The organism is Qipengyuania sp. YIM B01966 (genome assembly GCF_016461955.1).
In the GTDB taxonomy this organism is placed as follows: domain Bacteria; phylum Pseudomonadota; class Alphaproteobacteria; order Sphingomonadales; family Sphingomonadaceae; genus QFOP01.
Genome location: NZ_JADMNM010000002.1, coordinates 75,766 through 92,406, shown reverse-complemented (window position 1 = coordinate 92,406; position 16,641 = coordinate 75,766). Strand labels below are relative to the sequence as shown.

At 63.2% G+C, this 16,641-nt stretch carries 14 protein-coding genes and 1 tRNA gene; 2 read left to right on the top strand and 13 right to left on the bottom strand.

Annotated features, from left to right (window positions below; genetic code table 11):
* Nucleotides 1–119 precede the first annotated feature (119 nt).
* The 7 genes from ILT46_RS03150 to ILT46_RS03120 all read right to left on the bottom strand — a co-directional run bounded on the left by ILT46_RS03150 (nt 120) and on the right by ILT46_RS03120 (nt 7,094).
* Nucleotides 120–887 (bottom strand): MBL fold metallo-hydrolase, encoded by a 768-nt coding sequence (locus tag ILT46_RS03150; RefSeq protein WP_199503196.1) that lies wholly within the window; start codon nt 885–887, stop codon nt 120–122.
* A complete protein-coding gene (locus tag ILT46_RS03145) occupies nt 884–1,660 on the bottom strand; it encodes a TatD family hydrolase (protein WP_199503195.1) in 777 nt (258 codons plus the stop codon). The genes ILT46_RS03150 and ILT46_RS03145 overlap by 4 nt, the downstream gene beginning before the upstream one ends.
* Nucleotides 1,660–3,222, bottom strand: a complete 1,563-nt coding sequence (metG, locus tag ILT46_RS03140; protein WP_199503194.1) for a methionine--tRNA ligase — start codon at nt 3,220–3,222, stop codon at nt 1,660–1,662. Before metG ends, ILT46_RS03145 begins: the two co-directional genes overlap by 1 nt.
* The gene (locus ILT46_RS03135; RefSeq protein ID WP_199503193.1) at nt 3,215–4,189 is read right to left on the bottom strand and encodes a DNA polymerase III subunit delta'; all 975 of its coding nucleotides are present in this window, start codon (nt 4,187–4,189) and stop codon (nt 3,215–3,217) included. Before ILT46_RS03135 ends, metG begins: the two co-directional genes overlap by 8 nt.
* Nucleotides 4,176–4,823: a dTMP kinase gene (tmk, locus tag ILT46_RS03130; protein ID WP_199503507.1), complete on the bottom strand. Its 648-nt coding sequence runs from the start codon at nt 4,821–4,823 to the stop codon at nt 4,176–4,178. The genes ILT46_RS03135 and tmk overlap by 14 nt, the downstream gene beginning before the upstream one ends.
* Complete coding sequence (locus ILT46_RS03125; RefSeq protein WP_370592312.1) at nt 4,820–5,992, bottom strand: D-alanyl-D-alanine carboxypeptidase family protein; 1,173 nt, start codon at nt 5,990–5,992, stop codon at nt 4,820–4,822. The genes tmk and ILT46_RS03125 overlap by 4 nt, the downstream gene beginning before the upstream one ends.
* A 91-nt stretch (nt 5,993–6,083) precedes the next feature.
* On the bottom strand, nt 6,084–7,094 hold the full coding sequence (locus ILT46_RS03120; RefSeq protein WP_199503192.1) for a lytic murein transglycosylase: 1,011 nt from the start codon (nt 7,092–7,094) through the stop codon (nt 6,084–6,086).
* Between the two features lie 110 nt (nt 7,095–7,204).
* Between ILT46_RS03120 and ILT46_RS03115 the strand changes: the two genes are divergently transcribed.
* Nucleotides 7,205–7,294, top strand: a tRNA-Ser gene (locus ILT46_RS03115).
* Between the two features lie 155 nt (nt 7,295–7,449).
* On the opposite strand, the gene ILT46_RS03110 is transcribed toward ILT46_RS03115, so the two are convergent.
* From ILT46_RS03110 to ILT46_RS03090, 5 genes are all read right to left on the bottom strand, one after another.
* Nucleotides 7,450–9,762 (bottom strand): GGDEF domain-containing phosphodiesterase, encoded by a 2,313-nt coding sequence (locus ILT46_RS03110; protein ID WP_199503191.1) that lies wholly within the window; start codon nt 9,760–9,762, stop codon nt 7,450–7,452.
* 157 nt (nt 9,763–9,919) lie between these two features.
* Nucleotides 9,920–11,335, bottom strand: a complete 1,416-nt coding sequence (gene lpdA / locus ILT46_RS03105; RefSeq protein WP_199503190.1) for a dihydrolipoyl dehydrogenase — start codon at nt 11,333–11,335, stop codon at nt 9,920–9,922.
* A 227-nt stretch (nt 11,336–11,562) separates the two neighbouring features.
* Nucleotides 11,563–11,928: an acyl-CoA thioesterase gene (locus ILT46_RS03100; protein WP_199503189.1), complete on the bottom strand. Its 366-nt coding sequence runs from the start codon at nt 11,926–11,928 to the stop codon at nt 11,563–11,565.
* A complete protein-coding gene (locus tag ILT46_RS03095) occupies nt 11,925–12,320 on the bottom strand; it encodes an endonuclease domain-containing protein (protein WP_370592311.1) in 396 nt (131 codons plus the stop codon). The genes ILT46_RS03100 and ILT46_RS03095 overlap by 4 nt, the downstream gene beginning before the upstream one ends.
* 71 nt (nt 12,321–12,391) lie before the next feature.
* Nucleotides 12,392–13,708 carry a pyruvate dehydrogenase complex dihydrolipoamide acetyltransferase gene (locus tag ILT46_RS03090; RefSeq protein ID WP_199503188.1) on the bottom strand — a complete coding sequence of 439 codons (1,317 nt, stop codon included), beginning with the start codon at nt 13,706–13,708 and terminating at the stop codon, nt 12,392–12,394.
* Nucleotides 13,709–13,853: 145 nt separating this feature from the next.
* On the opposite strand from ILT46_RS03090, the gene ILT46_RS03085 reads away from it, so the two are divergent.
* Nucleotides 13,854–14,306 (top strand): universal stress protein, encoded by a 453-nt coding sequence (locus ILT46_RS03085; RefSeq protein ID WP_199503187.1) that lies wholly within the window; start codon nt 13,854–13,856, stop codon nt 14,304–14,306.
* Here the strand turns inward: ILT46_RS03085 and rnr are convergent.
* Nucleotides 14,303–16,621 carry a ribonuclease R gene (gene rnr, locus ILT46_RS03080; protein WP_199503186.1) on the bottom strand — a complete coding sequence of 773 codons (2,319 nt, stop codon included), beginning with the start codon at nt 16,619–16,621 and terminating at the stop codon, nt 14,303–14,305. The genes ILT46_RS03085 and rnr overlap by 4 nt on opposite strands.
* Between the last annotated feature and the right edge of the window lie 20 nt (nt 16,622–16,641).

The window sequence follows — 16,641 nt, the reverse complement described above, 5'->3', positions numbered from 1 at the left end:
CCCCCAGATCAGCGCATACCGCAGTGCTTGACCACGCGAGACCTGCCGTATGCTTAGCGAACTGCCGACCAAGATGAGCCACCCAACGACCGAAACCAGCGCCACGATTTGATATTCGTTCACAGCGCGACCTCCAACCCGTCATAACCAACGATCACATTGTGCGGGACCTCGGCCTGCAATGTGGCGTAATCCATACTCTTGTCGAGATGGGTCAAGACAGTCTGCCGCGCGCCGCTGCGTTCGGCGAATTCCAGGGCCATTGCCAGATGGGCGTGAGTCGGATGCGGTTCGCGGCGCAGGCAGTCGCAGACCAAAAGGTCGACATCCTCTGCCAGCGCAACCATCCCGTCAGTTATCGCACTGAAATCCGTGGCATAGGCCAGGGATTTACCATCAGCATCAAACCTGTAGGCGGTACTTTGCGCTGGTCCGTGCGGCATTTGACAGTGGCTGATACCGAATCCGGCAAACATGCGGAGCCGGTCGAGCGTTTCAAGCGCCGCAATTGTCGGGTAACCATGCTGACCGGCAAACACGTAGCCGAACCGCTGGCGCAGACGGCGCACTGTTTCATCGGCGGCGAATGCGGGGATCGGCCCCGCGCGGCCATAGCGCAGCGGGCGCAGATCATCGATGCCGTGACAATGATCGGCGTGGTCGTGCGTCCAGAAGACCGCATCAAGCCGGTCGATGTTATTGTCGAGCAATTGGTGCCGTAGATCGGTTGATGTATCGACCAGCAAGCGTGCGCCATCAGCGCTTTCGACCACGATCGAGACGCGCGTGCGCCGGTTGCGTGGCTCGGCCGGGTCGCACGCGCCCCAGTCATTGCCGATTCGGGGAACGCCGGTGGAGGTGCCGGCGCCGAGCATGATCAGTTTCATGCTGATGCCCGGGCGAACAGCGCAAAGAAATTGGCGGTCGTCTGCTCGGCCAGGGTCGCAACCGGAACATCGCGCAAGGCCGCGATGTAGCTGGCAGTGTCCGCCACAAAAGCTGGCTCGCAGGTTTGGCCGCGATGTGGCACGGGCGCCAGAAATGGCGCATCGGTTTCGACCAGCAGGCGGCCGGCCGGAATTTCTCGAGCGATATCCTGGAGATCGCGCGCGTTTTTGAACGTGACGATACCGGATAGCGAGATCGTCAGGCCCAGTTCCAGCACCCGCGCCGCAAATCCGGCCGAAGCGGTGAAGCAATGGATCAACGCGGGAAACGAACCGCGCGCGATTTCGTCCGCCAATATTTCCAGCGTATCACTCTCCGCGTCACGCGTGTGGACGATCAGCGGCAGCCCCGTCTCCCGGGCCACGGCGATATGCGTCCGAAACAGATCCCGCTGCACCGCGCGGTCCGACCGGTCGTAATAATAGTCGAGCCCGGTTTCGCCGATGCCGATCACGCGAGGGTGCCCTGCCGCTGTAAGCAGCTCGGCCATGCCAAGCGCCTCGTGCTCGTCGGCCTCGTGCGGGTGAATGCCGACGCTGGCCCAGACGTCCGGCTCGCGTTCGGCCGCGGCAATCACCGCGTTCCATTCGCTGCGGCGGGTGGAGATGTTGAGGAAGCCCCCTACCCCCCGTCCCCGTGCGCGGTCGAGCACGCCTGCCTGCTGTTCCACAAGTCCCGCATATTGCAGGTGACAGTGGCTATCGATCAGCATCACACATCCTGATCTGCCACCACTTCAAGGCGCGGGAACAACGGCACGGGCGCAGGAACGATGTGATTGGCCGCGACCAGTTCGTCATACCAGCGATGATCGCCGAGCGCAGCATAGTCGCGGTGTTCCGGGCCGATGGCCAGCAGGTCGAGCAGCGCGGCCGCCTTTTCGGGGATGACCGGCGCGATCGCCACGGCGAGGTCGCGCAGCGCCTGATACAGCGTCACCAACACCGTTTCCATCCGCGCAGGATCGGTTTTGCGCAAGGTCCAGGGCGCCTGTTCGTCGATATACTGATTGCAGGCATGGACCGCGCTGAGCCACGCCTCGATACCCGTCGAAAAGGCCAGTTGCTCGAATGCGGACGGCAGCGTGTCGCGGCAGGCGGCGCGCACAGCGTTGAGCAGATCGTGATCCGCATCTATTTGCGACGGCGCGACCAATTTGCCGTCCATGTTCCTGACGATCATGGATAATGTCCGCTGCGCCAGATTGCCAAAGGCGTTGGCCAGTTCGGCATTCACGCGGGTCACGATTGCTTCGGGCGAATAACTGCCATCCTGTCCGAAGATCACCTCGCGCATCAGGAAATATCGCAGCGCGTCCACGCCATATTGCTCGGCCAGCAGCATCGGATCGGTCACATTGCCGAGCGACTTCGATTCCTTCTGACCGCGATTGAGCAGGAAGCCGTGGCCGAAAATCTTTTTCGGTAGCGCGATACCGGCGCTCATCAGGAAGGCTGGCCAATACACAGCGTGGAAGCGGACGATATCCTTGCCGATCAGGTGCAGGTTCGCTGGCCAGAAGGTTTGCCAGAGCGCACCATCGTCGGGATAGCCGAGCCCGGTGAGGTAATTGGTCAGGGCATCGACCCAGACATACATCACGTGCCCTTCACTCCCGGGCACTTTGACCCCCCAGTCGAAACTGGTGCGGCTGACCGACAGATCGCGCAATCCGCCCGAGACGAAGGCAATCATCTCGTTTCGGCGGCTGTCGGGCTCGAGGAAGCCGGGATTATCGCGGAACAGCGCGAGCAGCGGTTCCTGGTACTTTGACAGGCGGAAAAACCAGCTTTCTTCGACCGTCCATTCAACCGGCGTGCCCTGCGGCGAGACGCGCTCCCCGCCCTCGCCCATTGTCAGTTCGCTTTCGTCGTAGAACGCCTCGTCGCGGACCGAGTACCAGCCTTCATAGCGATCGAGATAGAGGTCGCCATTGGCCTCCATCGCCTGCCAGAGGGCCTGGCTCGCGGCGTGATGATCTTCGTCGACCGTGCGGATAAACCGATCGTAACTGACATTCAATCCGTCGCACATGGCCTTGAAATGGGATGACATTTCATCGGCAAGCGCGCGAGTGGTGACGCCCATTTCTGCCGCCTTGCGGGCCATCTTGAGCCCGTGCTCGTCGGTTCCGGTCTGAAACCGGACCTCGCGCCCCATGGCGCGCTGAAACCGCGCGATCACATCCGCGGCGATGGCCTCGTAGGCATGGCCGATGTGCGGGCGCCCATTTGGATACGAAATCGCGGTGGTGAGATAGAAGGGATCAGCCATCGGCAGGGTCCCTAAGAGCCGCCGCCTTGGCGAGCAAGCCGCCGATCTCCATCGTCAGCACAGTGGGATCGAAATTGTACCCAGCAACCTGTCCGCTAAGGCGCACCAGCGCGGTATGCGCCTCGATGATCGCGCTCTGCCGCGGCTTGTCCGCGGCGCGGATGTCGTCCGCCAGGATCGACCGAGCAAGGTCGAGCAGAGCCGGCAAGGTTTCGCGATCGGGACGCGCGCCGATCGCCGCGAGCAGTTCGCCGCGTAATGCGAGTTCTGCGTCCCCCTCTTTCGCGATCCGGCGCAGCAGCAGCGCTGCCGGCCCCAGCTTCCGGTGCACGAAATCGAGCGCCATACCCGGTGACCCGCGAGCCGCCGAGACCGCCGCCGCCCTGGCCGCCGCATCCACCCCGCCCGCATCGCGTTGGAGGATTGCCGCAACCTGCTCATCTTCCAACGCTGGAAAGCGCAGTAGGCGGCAGCGCGAGCGGATCGTGGGCAGCAAGCGCGCTGGTCGGTGCGCGACGAGCAGGAAATGCGTCCCCTCGGGTGGCTCCTCGAGGCTCTTGAGCAAGGCGTTGGCGGCGCCGCGCTCGAGATCGTCAGCCGGGTCGATCACGACGGCGCGCTTAGGGCCCAGTGTCGGCCGGGTCGTCAGCCGATGCTGCATTGCGCGGACCTGATCGATCGTGATGTTGCGCTTGCTCTCGAACGCCTTGCCCTCGTCGCGCTTGGCCTGCTCCTTGTCATCTTTTGGCAGGTGTGTGAGCAGCACAATGTCGGGATGTTGTCCGTCGGGTTGCCGGACCCCGTCAATGGCGACAAGCTCGCGTGCGACAGCCATTGCGAACGCGGCCTTGCCCAGCCCGCGCTTCCCCGCCAGCAGCCACGCGTGGTGCATGCGCGGCCCGGCCAGCGCCTCGCGCCAGGTCGCGTGCGCCTCCTGATGGCCGTCATAGAGGTCAGGCTGCGCCATCGCACTCGCTCAACAGGGGCGCGAGATGCCTCAAGACAGTCTTGTGCACGTCTTCGGCTGAACCGACACCATCGATGCGTTGATACTTTTGCGGATCGCTGGCGGCGATCGCGACAAATGCCTCGGCCACCGCACGGTGGAACTCGGCGCCGCGACCTCCGATCGCATCGCTTACATCGCCGTCGCGTGCAGCAAGCCGAGCCGATAGCGTCTCCTCGGGTGCTTGTAGAACGAACACCAGATCAGGTCGGAGGCTGCCGCTGCCAAATTCGTGCAGCGCCATGATGCTGTGGTCGTCGAGCCCTCCTGCAACGCCCTGGTAGGCGCGGCTCGAATCCAGATAGCGGTCGCTAATTACCCATCGGCCCGATGCCAGCGCAGGCGCGATCAACCTTTCGACATGATCGGATCGTGCGGCAGCGAACAGTAGAGCTTCCGCGCGCGCGGCCCATCCTGTGCCGGGCGGCTCGAGCAGCAAAGCACGGATGGCCTCCGCGCCCGGCGTACCGCCCGGTTCGCGCGTGAGCACAGCATCGCGTCCCTGCGCGGTGAGCCAATCAGCCAGCATCCGAGCCTGGGTCGATTTGCCGCACCCCTCGCCGCCTTCGAAAGCGATGAATTTCCCGCGCATCAGCGAAACATCCCGGCAAGCCCGTTAAGCACCCGCCAGGCCGGATTGGCCCTCGCTACAGCGCGGTCAGGGTAAAGCGGCAGCAAATAAGGCGGCATTCCGTCAATCGACACTTCGAGATCGGCCACCTCATCGCGAGTCGTGAAAGGTGCCTGGATCGGGCCATCGTAAACGACCCGCAATCTGACGTTCGCTTGGGAGGACTGCGGCACCGACAGGTTGAGCGGACCACCCAGCCGCAGCCCCACATCGGCCGCATTGCCGTCCTGTACGCGTGCGGACCCCACGATATGCCCGGTCGGGAATATCCGTCGTCCGCCGAAGGAGGCAAATCCCCATTCCATGAATGAGACCGCCGCCTGGTCGCGCGCCCGTGCCGAATCAACTCCGGCAACGACCATCATCAGCCGGCGGCCGCCTCGCTGCGCGGTTCCCAGAAAGCCATAGCCCGCATCATTGGTGAAACCTGTTTTTATGCCGTCGGCTCCTGCCACGCGGCCGGTTATTGGATCGTGATTGGATTGGGTAATGCCGTTATAAGTGAACTCTCGTTTCCCATAGAAATGCCGGAATTTTGACGGGTGGCGAGTGATCATCGCGGTGCCGAGCGTCGCCAGATCGCGCGCCGTGACGTAGGTTTGCCCGCCATCGGTCCAACCATTCGGCGTTCCGAAATGCGAATCGTGCATGCCGAGCTTGACCGCTGCACCATTCATCAGCGCAACCCAGCTTGCGACTGAGCGCCCGGCCCCTTCGGCCAATGCAGCGGAGCCGTCATTGGCGGATACCGTCGTGATGCCGTGCAGCAAATCGTCAACGGTCACCCTGTCTCCGGTGTCGAGGAACATGGTCGAGCCGATCCTTCGCCAGTCCTGCGCGGTTCGCTCGCTAACTTGTAATACGGTTTCGGGGTGAAGACGCTCTTGCTCGATGAGCTCGAAGGCGACAAATGTCGTCATGACCTTGGTAATCGAGGCGGGCATGAACCGCCGGTCCGCCTCACGCTGGAACAGGACTTGCCCCGAGCCTATGTCGACTAGCAACGCGATTGGTACCGCTTGAGCTTGCGGCGGCTGCGGCACTGACCGGTCCTGCTCGAGGGCGCGCGGCGATTGCGCCGGGGTGACCGCGAACAACAAGCCCACCATTACGGTGATCATCTGCCGTTTCACGCGGTCTCCTGACGCGGAATAGCCGGGGGCTCAGCAATTGCTCGGAGGCGTGCGGATGCCGCCGTGTACACGAGATGCATGTGCGTTGAGGTCAACCCGCGATCTCGTCCGCAAGCAAGCCCACGCTCATCGCGTAATAGTTGGAACAGTTGTATTCGAGAATTGCTCGGTAATTCGCTGTGAGCAGCCACGCCGGCGTGCCGGGGCCATCGGGTTGGAACAGCGATGCCATGACATCGTCGCCAATGCTTCGCTGTGGTTGCACGCCCAGATCACGCCATTCGCGCACAGTCCGCCACTGGCTGTGGCGGACATGCACACGCGGGCATGCGGGCGAGATCATGCGGTGGCTCAGACCCGGCGGCACAGCGCCGGCCGACAGGCTGACGCGGACCCCCCAGGGCTGGCCGGCGCGCCAGCCGGCATCGCGAAAATAATTGGCAATCGAGGCTAAAGTATCCGGGCCGTTGGTGAAAATGTTGGCCCGACCATCGCCATCACCGTCTGTGGCCAGACGAAGATAAACGCTGGGCAAAAATTGCGGGTTGCCAAACGCGCCGGCCCAGCTGCCCACCAACTGTTCCCGCGCATATCCTCGGTCCGCAACTTTCAGCAAATCGACGAATTCGCGCGCGAACAATTCCCGCCGTCGGCCTTCCCAAGCGAGAGTAGCCAGGGAACGGGCAAGGTCGAAATTGCCCCTGTACGCGCCGTAATTGGTCTCATGTCCCCAGATAGCGAACAAGATCTGGCGCGGAACCCCGTATTGACGCTCGATCTGCGCAGCCGCGCCCGCGAGCGATGACATCATTCGCTTGCCGCCAGCGATGCGCGCAGCATCCACATGAGTCGCCAGATAAGGTGCCAGCCGGGGAAAGGTGCCCGGCGCGCCGCCCGACCCAGGCTGGGTTTGATCAAGTTCGATTACCCGCTGGTTTGGGGTAAGGCCAGTTGTCATCCGACGGATGGTCGCGTCGCTGACACCTTCAGCGCGCGCCTGTTCGGCAAGCGAGCGGAGGTAGCTTTGAAAGTCCTGCGCCGTAGCGGGAGTCGCTGCCAGAAAACTAGCAGACGCGAAGGTGACCAGCGCGCGTACAACCATTGTCATGCGGTTCTTGCTAGCAAAGCGAGCACAAAGAGCCACCCTTTATGCGCTGGCGCGTTCTCTGCAAGCGTGACAACGCTGATCGCTGGCGCTACCCGCTCGCTTGAGGACAGGTGGCCGAGTGGTTTAAGGCAGCGGTCTTGAAAACCGCCGTGGGCGCAAGCTTACCGTGGGTTCGAATCCCACCCTGTCCGCCATCGCGTTGCGCTAAAAAAGGGCTCCAAAAGGAGCCCTTTTTCAATCACTTGGAGTCACGGCCGCCACGGCCGAACCACCAATCCCAGATGTTGAACATGATAAGCCTCCTGTTGGTGCAGGAGTACCATGCGTTAACCATAAAAGTTTGTAAAGCTTAAACCATGTTAGACACTGATTTCATGGCAAATCCATGCTCGACCATCAGACGTTCGATCTTGCTTGGCAGATATACGCCATAACCCTGCACGACCGGACACGACATTAATGCCAATTGCGCCAGCGTCTCGTCGCTCTCCACGCCTTCAGCGACGACCACGATGCCCGCTAGCGCGCCAAGCCTGATCATGCTGTCGACGATCGCTCGCCCCTTCAACGTGTGCATTTGAGCGACGAAGCTGCGGTCGATTTTGATCTCGTCAAATGGCAGGCTGGCGAGAACTTCGATGTTCGCTGCGCCCACCCCGAAATCATCAAGCGAGAGTTTAACACCCAGTCCCTTTAGCGAGACGAGTACACCATGCGCGCGGTCAAGGTCGGCAATCCGGGCCGTCTCTGTCACTTCCAGACAAAGCAGTTCGGGCGGAAAGCGCATCCGTTGAATAGCGTCCGCTACCATTATCACGACCCGCTCGTCGCGCAGGAGGGTCGCTGAGATGTTCACCGATACGGGGATCATCAATCCGCGGGCTGCCAGCAATGTTGCATCGCGCATGGCCCTGTCGAGCGTGAACCTGGTGAGATGCGTGATGCGCCCGGCAACTTCGCATTGTTCGATAAAATGCGATGGTGGAATTTCACCGCGTTCCGGATCATACCAGCGGACGAGACCTTCGATGCCGACAATCGCAGTCCGATCGATAGTCATCTTCGGCTGATAGACGAGGTTAATCTCGTCATTCGCGAGAGCTGCGTCGATCCGCGACTGCAACGAAAGATCCCACAGATCATCTCGATCTGCGCCGTCCTGGTCAAACTCGATAGGAGCGGACGAAGTGGAGGTGCGCTCGACCGTTGCAACAGCGGCGGCGATGCGCGCGGAAGCAGACCGATCGGGTGCATGGCTGACCCCGAATGTTATCGCGACATCCAGTTCGGTTTGGCCCACAATGATCGGGCTTGCGCACACCGCCCGCAGGCCTTCGAGATGCGCACTTATCTGTTCGATCTCCGATTCCTGCGCCTCCCACGCAAGGTAGCGCCCGTCGCTCGAATAAATGGTGGGACCGGTATCGGACACTCGTAGGCGATCTACGAGCCGGTTTGTGAACTCGGCGAAATCCTCGGCGCTCAGCGCCTTCATCAAATGCGAAGCACCATGAACCCTTGCCGCCACCAGAGGATTGGCGGCACCGGCTTCCTGGAGAGTGCGCTCGAATGCGCGGAACGTGGGCAGGCCGGTTGCCTGATCTACCAAAGCGTAGCGGCGCTGCCAATGTATTCGTAATCTGGCTGCAGCATAAAGCGTCAAAGTCGCAAGAATTGGAGACGGGTAGGTTCGTACATGAATGAAGTAGGTTGCAACGATCGAAGCCACCATGATCGTTACGACGGTAGCGTAGGCTGTTCGACGTGCTGAATTACCGAATTTCTTTCCAATCAGAATCGACGCGACCAGGAGTACGCAACAGATGACAAATCCACCTAAAGCTGGGAATTCATCCTCATAGCCTGCGAGGAGAGTTTCGGCTGCAACAATCTGAATAATCGAATGCGGCACGTCCGCTGTGCGCGGAGTTGAGGTAAGCAAAACTCCTGCCATCGGTTGCAATGCAATAACTACATCTCTACCCGCAACGTCACTGCGATTAACCGTAGCGTTGTCGATCTTCAGTATTGAAATAACAGGAATTGAAGAAATCCTGAAACTGTAGTCGACGATGAACGCCGAATCCTCGATGGCCGATCTCTCAGCCAGCGCGGCAGGCAAGGACGGCAGCATCTTTTCGCCATCGCGCAGGGCAAACGGCATGTCCCAATCTATTCCGAGATACCGGGCTTCGTATTCGGTGGCGACTTGCGGCACGCCTTGGGCTACCACAGCCGCGGATTGCCTGAAGGTGCGCTGCCGATCGTAATTCATGTAGCTGCGTTTGGCGAGAAACACGCGCTCGCCCAGCTTGTGCAGCGTTGCATTCAAATGACGGTCTGCTGCGGGGTCGGCCGAAGGCTGGAATATGGCATCGATGAAAATGCGCCTTGCCCCGGCTGCATCCAGACGTTCGAGCTCGCGGGCGAGCTGCGTCCGAAGCTCCGGCCGGTTCGGATCAGTGAAATCCACGTCCGAAGCGGCAAGGACGATCTGCCCCGAGGCATCTTCAGAAACCAGCCTGGTCTGCGCCATCCAGCTTTGCTGGTCTATCGGGTCGAACAGCGACATCAGGAGGCCCAACGCCGCCAGACCGATCGCCCAAAGCGCGTGGCGGAGGCGTTCGTCCAGATGTTTCAGCGGTGCAAAAACACGGCTCATGCCGGGCGGTTCTTCCCATCTGCCACTGCATCTCTCGCAGCGCTCAGGATGGGCACTAGGCGGAGATGGTAAAGATATGCTTGAGGCAAGTATGCGAAGGCGCGGAAATCCGCCAATCAAACCTTAACAGGTTGCAATCCGGCACTATTTTCAAGCGCTATATATGCAGCGCCCTGCCGTAAGCGGCCAGCACGCTTTCGTGCATGCTTTCGCTTATGGTCGGATGCGGGAACACCGTTCCCATCAGTTCGGCTTCGGTGGTTTCGAGCACCTTGCCGATGGTGAAGCCCTGGATCATTTCGGTCACCTCGGCCCCGATCATATGCGCGCCGAGTAGCTCGCCCGTGCCCGCGTCGAACACGGTTTTGACGAACCCCTCGGCCTCACCCAGCGCGATGGCCTTGCCATTGCCGATGAACGGGAATGTGCCGACCCGCACCTCCCTGCCCGCTTCCCTGGCCTTGGCCTCGGTCAGCCCGACACTGGCGATCTGCGGGTGGCAATAAGTGCAGCCGGGGATCGCGCTGCGGTCAAGCGGGTGCGGCTGCACCTCTGTCGTGCCTAGTTCCTGCGCGATCGCTTCTGCGGCGGTGACGCCTTCATGGCTCGCCTTGTGCGCCAGCCACGGGCCGGGCGTGCAATCGCCGATCGCCCACAGCCCCTTCGACTTTGTGCGCCCGTAAGAGTCGATCTGGATGAACCCGCGCTCGAGATCGACGAGCTTCTCGATGCCGATTTCTTCGGTGTTCGGCACGATGCCGATGGCGACGATGCAATGGCTGAACCGCTCCTCGCTCGCCTTGCCGTCTGGCCCCTTGATCGTCGCCGTGACCCCGCTGTCGTCAGCCACCAATGCCTCGACCCCAGTGCTGGTGCGGAATGTCATGCCCTGCTTGGTGAGGCTCTTTTCGAGGAAGGCGGAGATTTCGGCATCCTCGGCCGGAACGATCCGGTCGAGCATCTCGACGACCGTAACCTCGGCGCCCAGATCATTGTAGAAACTGGCGAATTCGATCCCGATCGCGCCGCTGCCGACGACCAGCAGTTTGCCCGGCATTTCCGATGGAGTCATCGCGTGCCGATAGGTCCAGATGCGCTTGCCATCGGCGGGAGCAAACGGCAGGTCGCGCGCGCGCGCGCCGGTGGCGACGATGACGTGACTGGCGGATAGCTTCTCCGCGCCTTTCTCGCCCGTCACCGTCAGGCTGGTCGGGCTGGTCAGCACGCCATCGCCCAGATGCACGGCGATCTTGTTCTTCTTCATCAGATGCGTGACGCCCTGATTGAGCTGCTTGGCGACGCCGCGGCTGCGCTTGACCACGGCGGCGAGGTCCGCCTCGATCTCGCCCGCCAGGGTCAGCCCATAATCCTTCGCATGGCGCGCCAGAAGCAGCACTTCGGCCGAACGCAGCAGCGCCTTGGTCGGGATGCAGCCCCAGTTGAGGCAGATGCCGCCGAGTAGCTCGCGTTCGACAATCGCGGTCTTGAGGCCAAGCTGCGCGCAGCGGATCGCCGCGACATAGCCGCCGGGCCCGGAGCCCAGCACGATCACATCGTAAGAGGTTTCAGCCATGATCTGCCTGTGCGTGAGTGGAACGAGAAGGTGTGCGGGTTACACTGACCGGGGGGATTTGCGAAACTTTGCCGCGCGCCCTCCACCCTCGGTCGCTGGCGTGTTTCGTCGCCTCAATGTGTCACCTTCGGCCGCGTCGGCTGTCAACGTGCCGAGCGGGGTGGGATAGCGAGCCATCGAGACCATGGCGCGCATTATGCGCGTGCAGGGCTGATGTAGGACAGCCTTCATGCGCCCACCGCGCGGGGTCGATCCATTTCATCGAGGAGGACGAATTTGAACGTCCCGCGCGCGACCGTGGCTTCAGCCTCGCCACTACGCTCGCGCGCGATGGCTTCGGTGGCGATGGTCAGCGAGGTGGTGCCGGTCGTTTGCACTTCGCAATAGACGCTCAGTTCATCCCCCACCGCCATCGCGCCGGGAAATGCAAAGTCGCTCGCAGCCACCACCACCGCCTTGCCCCGCCCGACCCGACTGGCCAGCGAACCTGCGCCCAGCGCCATCTGGCTCATCAGCCACCCGCCGAACACCCCGCCATAGGGGTTGAGGTCGGTCGGCATCGCGGTGACGCGGATTTGGGGGGAGCGGGTCATATTTCCCCTCTCCCCAACCCCTCTCCCACGAGGGGAGAAGGGCTTGAGCCGTCAAGCAACGCGTGGATCGCTAGGGCCACGACATTGGTATCTGCAAGAATGTCGTTATTCCAGAAACGCGCAACGCGGAAGCCTTGCGCCTCAAGCCAAGCGGTCCTCCGTTCATCAACCGGATTATCAACGTGCTGCGAACCGTCAGCTTCGATAATCAGCTTCTCGGCGAAACAAACGAAATCCACGATATCATCGCCAATCGGCTGCTGGCGCTTGAATTTTACGCCGCCCATCCGTCCTGCGCGCAGGACCGACCACAGCCGCGCTTCCGCCTCGGTAGGCGTACGGCGCATCTTCATGGCAAGCGGCAACAAAATGTGCCTGCGAGCGCTGGCCACTTGGTTCCTCTCCGCTTGTCGGAGAGGATACGAAGACTTGCGGGCGTGCCCGCTAGTCGAAGTTGGAGAGGTCAAACCACCAGCCCCATCGGGTTCTCCACCAGCTGGCGGAAGGCGTCCATCAATTGGGCGCCGTCCACCCCGTCGATGGCGCGGTGGTCGAAGCTGCCGGTGGCGCTCATTACGGTGGCGATGCCGAGAGCGCCGTCGATCACCCACGGCCGCTGCTCGCCCGCGCCGACGGCTAGGATCATGCCCTGCGGCGGGTTGATCACGGCGTCGAACTGCTTTGTGCCGAACATTCCCAAATTCGACAGGCTGGCGGTGCCGCCCTGATAGTCCTGCGGTTGCAGCTTGCCGTCCTTGGCCTTGGCGGCGAGCGCCTTCATCTCGGTGCTGATTTCGGCGAGCCCCTTGCGCCCCGCATCGCGAATGATCGGGGTGATAAGGCCCGAAGGCGCGGCCACGGCGACCGAAATATCCTGCCGCGAATAGCGGAACAGTTCTTCGCCCTGGAAGCTGACATTGCATTGCGGCACGCGTTGCAGCGCGCGCGCCAGCGCCTTGATAAGCAGGTCGTTGACCGACAGCTTGACGCCATCGGGCTCGAGGCTGGCATTGAGCTCGCCGCGCAGCTTGAGCAGCGCATCAAGCCGGACATCGACGGTGAGGTAAATGTGCGGAATGGTCTGCTTCGCTTCGGTCAGGCGGCGGGCGATGACTTTGCGGACATTGTTGAGCTTCTGCGCCTCGTAGTGGGCGTCGAGATCGCTTGCGGGCGCCTTGGCTGCGGATGCTTCGACAGGCTCAGGTTCAGCGGTTGTGGGGCTCGGTGCGCTGGTCTTCGACGCACCTTCCACGTCGGCCTTGACGATACGGCCATTCGGACCGCTGCCCATCACCGTCGCAAGGTCGATCCCGGCCTCAGCCGCGATCCGCTTTGCCAGCGGCGAGGCGATGATGCGGTCTCCCTGTTCTGTTGGTCGGGACTGCCCACCCCCGCCCCCTCCCGCTAGCGGGAGGGGAGAGGGACGTTCGGTGCTATTATTACGAGGGGCTGGTGTCGTCGCCTTTTGCTCCCCTCCCGCAGGCGGGAGGGGCAGGGGGTGGGCGGCAGCGGATGGTTCCACCTCGCTCGCCCCCTCCCCCTCGCCTGCAAGCGTGGCGATCACCGTGCCAACCTTCACGCCCTCGGTCCCTTCCGGCACCGCGATTTCCGCGATCACGCCTTCGTCGACCGCTTCGAACTCCATCGTCGCCTTGTCGGTCTCGATCTCGGCCATCACGTCGCCCGCACGCACCTCGTCGCCCACCTTGACCAGCCAGCGCGCGAGCGTCCCTTCCTCCATCGTGGGCGAGAGTGCGGGCATCTTGATGGTGATCGGCATGAGGGCGCGCGCATCCTTGGCGAAAGGGAGATTCCCTAGCGTCTGTGGCGCGTTTGACCGTGCCTCGCAACCCGTTTGCCCGCGCGGCGCTTGCGCGCCGGCACGAAAGGCATGATATTCGCGACACGGCAATGTGGGGGCGGGAATGCGGGCCTATCTGGTGATCATGGACGAAACCGACGAGGCGCGCACGGCATTGCGCTTTGCTGCCGACCGGGCGGCGATCACCGGCGGGGCCGTCCACATCATCGCGCTGGTCGAACCGCAGAGCTTTTCCGCCTTCGGCGCGGTGCAGGCGACCATCGAGCAGGAAGCGCGCGACCGGGCCGAAGCAGTCGCCACCAGCGCAGCCGGTGCGCTGATCGCGGCAGGCGGGCGGGCGCCGTCGATCACGGTGTGCGCCGGCGAAGGGCACGTGGTGGTACGCGAATATCTCGAGGCGCACCCTGAAATCGCTGCGCTGGTGCTGGGTGCGGCGAAAGAAGGACCGCCGGGGCCACTGGTCAGCCACTTCTCCAATTATGCCGGCGCAATGCCGTGCCCGATCTATATCGTCCCGGGGGCATGGCAGCCGGCGACAATCACCGCGACCGACTAGCCCTTGCGGGGCCCCTTCCCGCCCTTGGGCTTGCCCTGGTGGCGGATATTGGCGGGGCGACCGCGACGACCCTGCCGGCGCACCTCGCCCGGCCCGTGCCCGGCGTCGCGCTTGCCCTGCCCGCCGGGCCTGCGCCCCGGCGCGGCGCGCGTGCCGCGCGGCTCGATCCGGCCGGCCGGTGCGCCGGGTAGCTCGAACTTGAGCGCCCCGGTGAGCGGATTGGCCTCGCCCAGCCGGAGGTCGAGCGTGTCGCCAATGGCATAGCGCGTCCCGCTATCCTCCCCCACCAGCGCGCGGGCCGCTTCGTCATGACGGAAATACTCGTCACCCAGCGTCGATACCGGCACCAGCCCGTCCCCGCCCAGCCCGACGATGGTGGCGAAGAAGCCGAAACCCTGCACGCCGGTAATCCGCGCCGGAAACGTCTCGCCAACGCGCTCGGCCAGCCACGCCGCAACATAGCGGTCGATTGTGTCGCGCTCTGCCTCCATCGCGCGGCGCTCCGTCTGGCTGATGGCATCGCTGATCGCGGAGAGATCCTGCCGGTCCCGGTCGGACAGGCCGGTCTTGCCGCCCGGTTGCTCCAGCTTGAAGGCATCGACCAGCGCGCGGTGGACCAAGAGGTCGGCATAGCGGCGGATCGGGGAGGTGAAATGCGCGTAGCTGCCCAGCGCCAGCCCGAAATGGCCGGCATTGGCCGGGCCATAATAGGCCTGCGTCTGGCTGCGGAGCACCGCCTCCATCACTTGCGCCTTTTCGGTTTCGTCAGTGACGTCCTTCAGCATCCGGTTGAACAGCCCGGGCGTGACGACCTGTCCCAACGCCAGCTTGCGGCCGAAGGTCTCGAGATATTCGCGCAGCGAGACGAGCTTCTCGCGGCTCGGTGGTTCATGCACGCGATAGACGACCGGCGCGGTCTTGCTTTCCAGCGCCCTCGCCGCTGCGACATTGGCAGCGATCATGAAATCCTCCACCACCCGGTGCGCGTCGAGCCGCTCGCGCACGGCGATTTCGGTGATCCTGCCCTCGTCGTCGAGCTGGACGCGCCGTTCGGGCAGCTCGAGCTCCAAGGGATCGCGCGCCGCCCGCGCGGCCGCCAGCAGCTTCCATGCGCCCCACAAGTCCAGGAGATGCTGAGGCGCATGGCCGGCTTCGATCCGTGCCTGCGCATCCTCATAGGCGATGACCTCGGCGATGCGCACCAGCGCGCGGGTGAAGCGCCAGCCGGTCACCTTGCCGTCCGCCGCAATCGTCAGATGGCAGACCATCGCCGCCCGGTCCTCGCCCTCGCGTAGCGAGCACACATCGGCGCTCAGCACCTCGGGCAGCATCGGCACGACGCGATCGGGGAAATAGACCGAATTGCCGCGCTTGCGCGCCTCGCGATCGAGCGCGCCGCCGGGGCGGACGTAATAGGAAACATCGGCAATCGCGACGATCGCCCGATAGCCGCCGGCACCGTCGGGTTCGGCCCAGATCGCATCGTCATGATCGCGCGCATCGGCGGGATCGATGGCCACGATGGGAACGGCGCGCAGATCCTCGCGCGCCTCGGCGTCGAGCGGCAGATCGACCGCGCGCGCAGCCTCGGCCAATGCCTCGGGCGGGAAGACGTGCGGGATCCCGTGTTTGGCGATGGCGATCAGGCTGAAGCTCTTGGGCGCCAGCGGGTCGCCGATCACCTCGACGACATTGACGCCCGAATTGGCGCTGCGCCCCGCCTGTTCGGCCAGCACCAGCTGACCCGCCTCGGCCCCGCCAAGATCGCGGATCGGCGCAGACGAGCGCACCCTTTTATCGGTCGGCGCGAGCCAGGCTTTGCCCGCACGGTCGATCTCGACCACGCCCAATAGCCCGTCGGTGCGCGGCGGCAGCTTTTTCATCGGGTGGCCGGCCCAGGTTCCGTCGGCACTCTCTTCGGTGCGGGCGAGCACGCGGTCGCCGCGGCGCAGCGCCGGCATCGCGCGCGGGCCCTTGCGCTTCTCGAACAGCCGGATGCGCGGCGGCGCGCCGGCTTCCTCGGGGATCCAGTTGTCAGGTACGGCAACCGGCTCGCCATCTTCGATTTCGACCACCCGCAGCACCGTCACCTTCGGCACGCCGCCCATCCGGTGATAGGCGGTCTTCTTGCCGTCGATCAGGCCTTCTTCGGCCATGTCGCGCAGCAGCTTCTTTAGCGCGATCTTATCATTGCCCTTGATGCCGAACGCCTTAGCGAGCTCGCGCTTGCCAGCGGGGCCGTTGGCGGTCTGGATAAATTCGAGGACCTGCTCTTTCGACGGCAACCCCTCATCTTGCTTGTTCTTGTTTTTCATGGCCCCTCATATGGGCCTCG

Coding starts and splice junctions, on each gene's coding strand:
- ILT46_RS03150 (WP_199503196.1), bottom strand. CDS start 887: ATGAAACTGATCATGCTCGGCGCCGGCACCTCCACCGGCGTTCCCCGA.
- ILT46_RS03145 (WP_199503195.1), bottom strand. CDS start 1,660: ATGCTGATCGATAGCCACTGTCACCTGCAATATGCGGGACTTGTGGAA.
- metG (WP_199503194.1), bottom strand. CDS start 3,222: ATGGCTGATCCCTTCTATCTCACCACCGCGATTTCGTATCCAAATGGG.
- ILT46_RS03135 (WP_199503193.1), bottom strand. CDS start 4,189: ATGGCGCAGCCTGACCTCTATGACGGCCATCAGGAGGCGCACGCGACC.
- ILT46_RS03120 (WP_199503192.1), bottom strand. CDS start 7,094: ATGGTTGTACGCGCGCTGGTCACCTTCGCGTCTGCTAGTTTTCTGGCA.
- ILT46_RS03110 (WP_199503191.1), bottom strand. CDS start 9,762: ATGAGCCGTGTTTTTGCACCGCTGAAACATCTGGACGAACGCCTCCGC.
- lpdA (WP_199503190.1), bottom strand. CDS start 11,335: ATGGCTGAAACCTCTTACGATGTGATCGTGCTGGGCTCCGGGCCCGGC.
- ILT46_RS03100 (WP_199503189.1), bottom strand. CDS start 11,928: ATGACCCGCTCCCCCCAAATCCGCGTCACCGCGATGCCGACCGACCTC.
- ILT46_RS03090 (WP_199503188.1), bottom strand. CDS start 13,708: ATGCCGATCACCATCAAGATGCCCGCACTCTCGCCCACGATGGAGGAA.
- ILT46_RS03085 (WP_199503187.1), top strand. CDS start 13,854: ATGCGGGCCTATCTGGTGATCATGGACGAAACCGACGAGGCGCGCACG.
- rnr (WP_199503186.1), bottom strand. CDS start 16,621: ATGAAAAACAAGAACAAGCAAGATGAGGGGTTGCCGTCGAAAGAGCAG.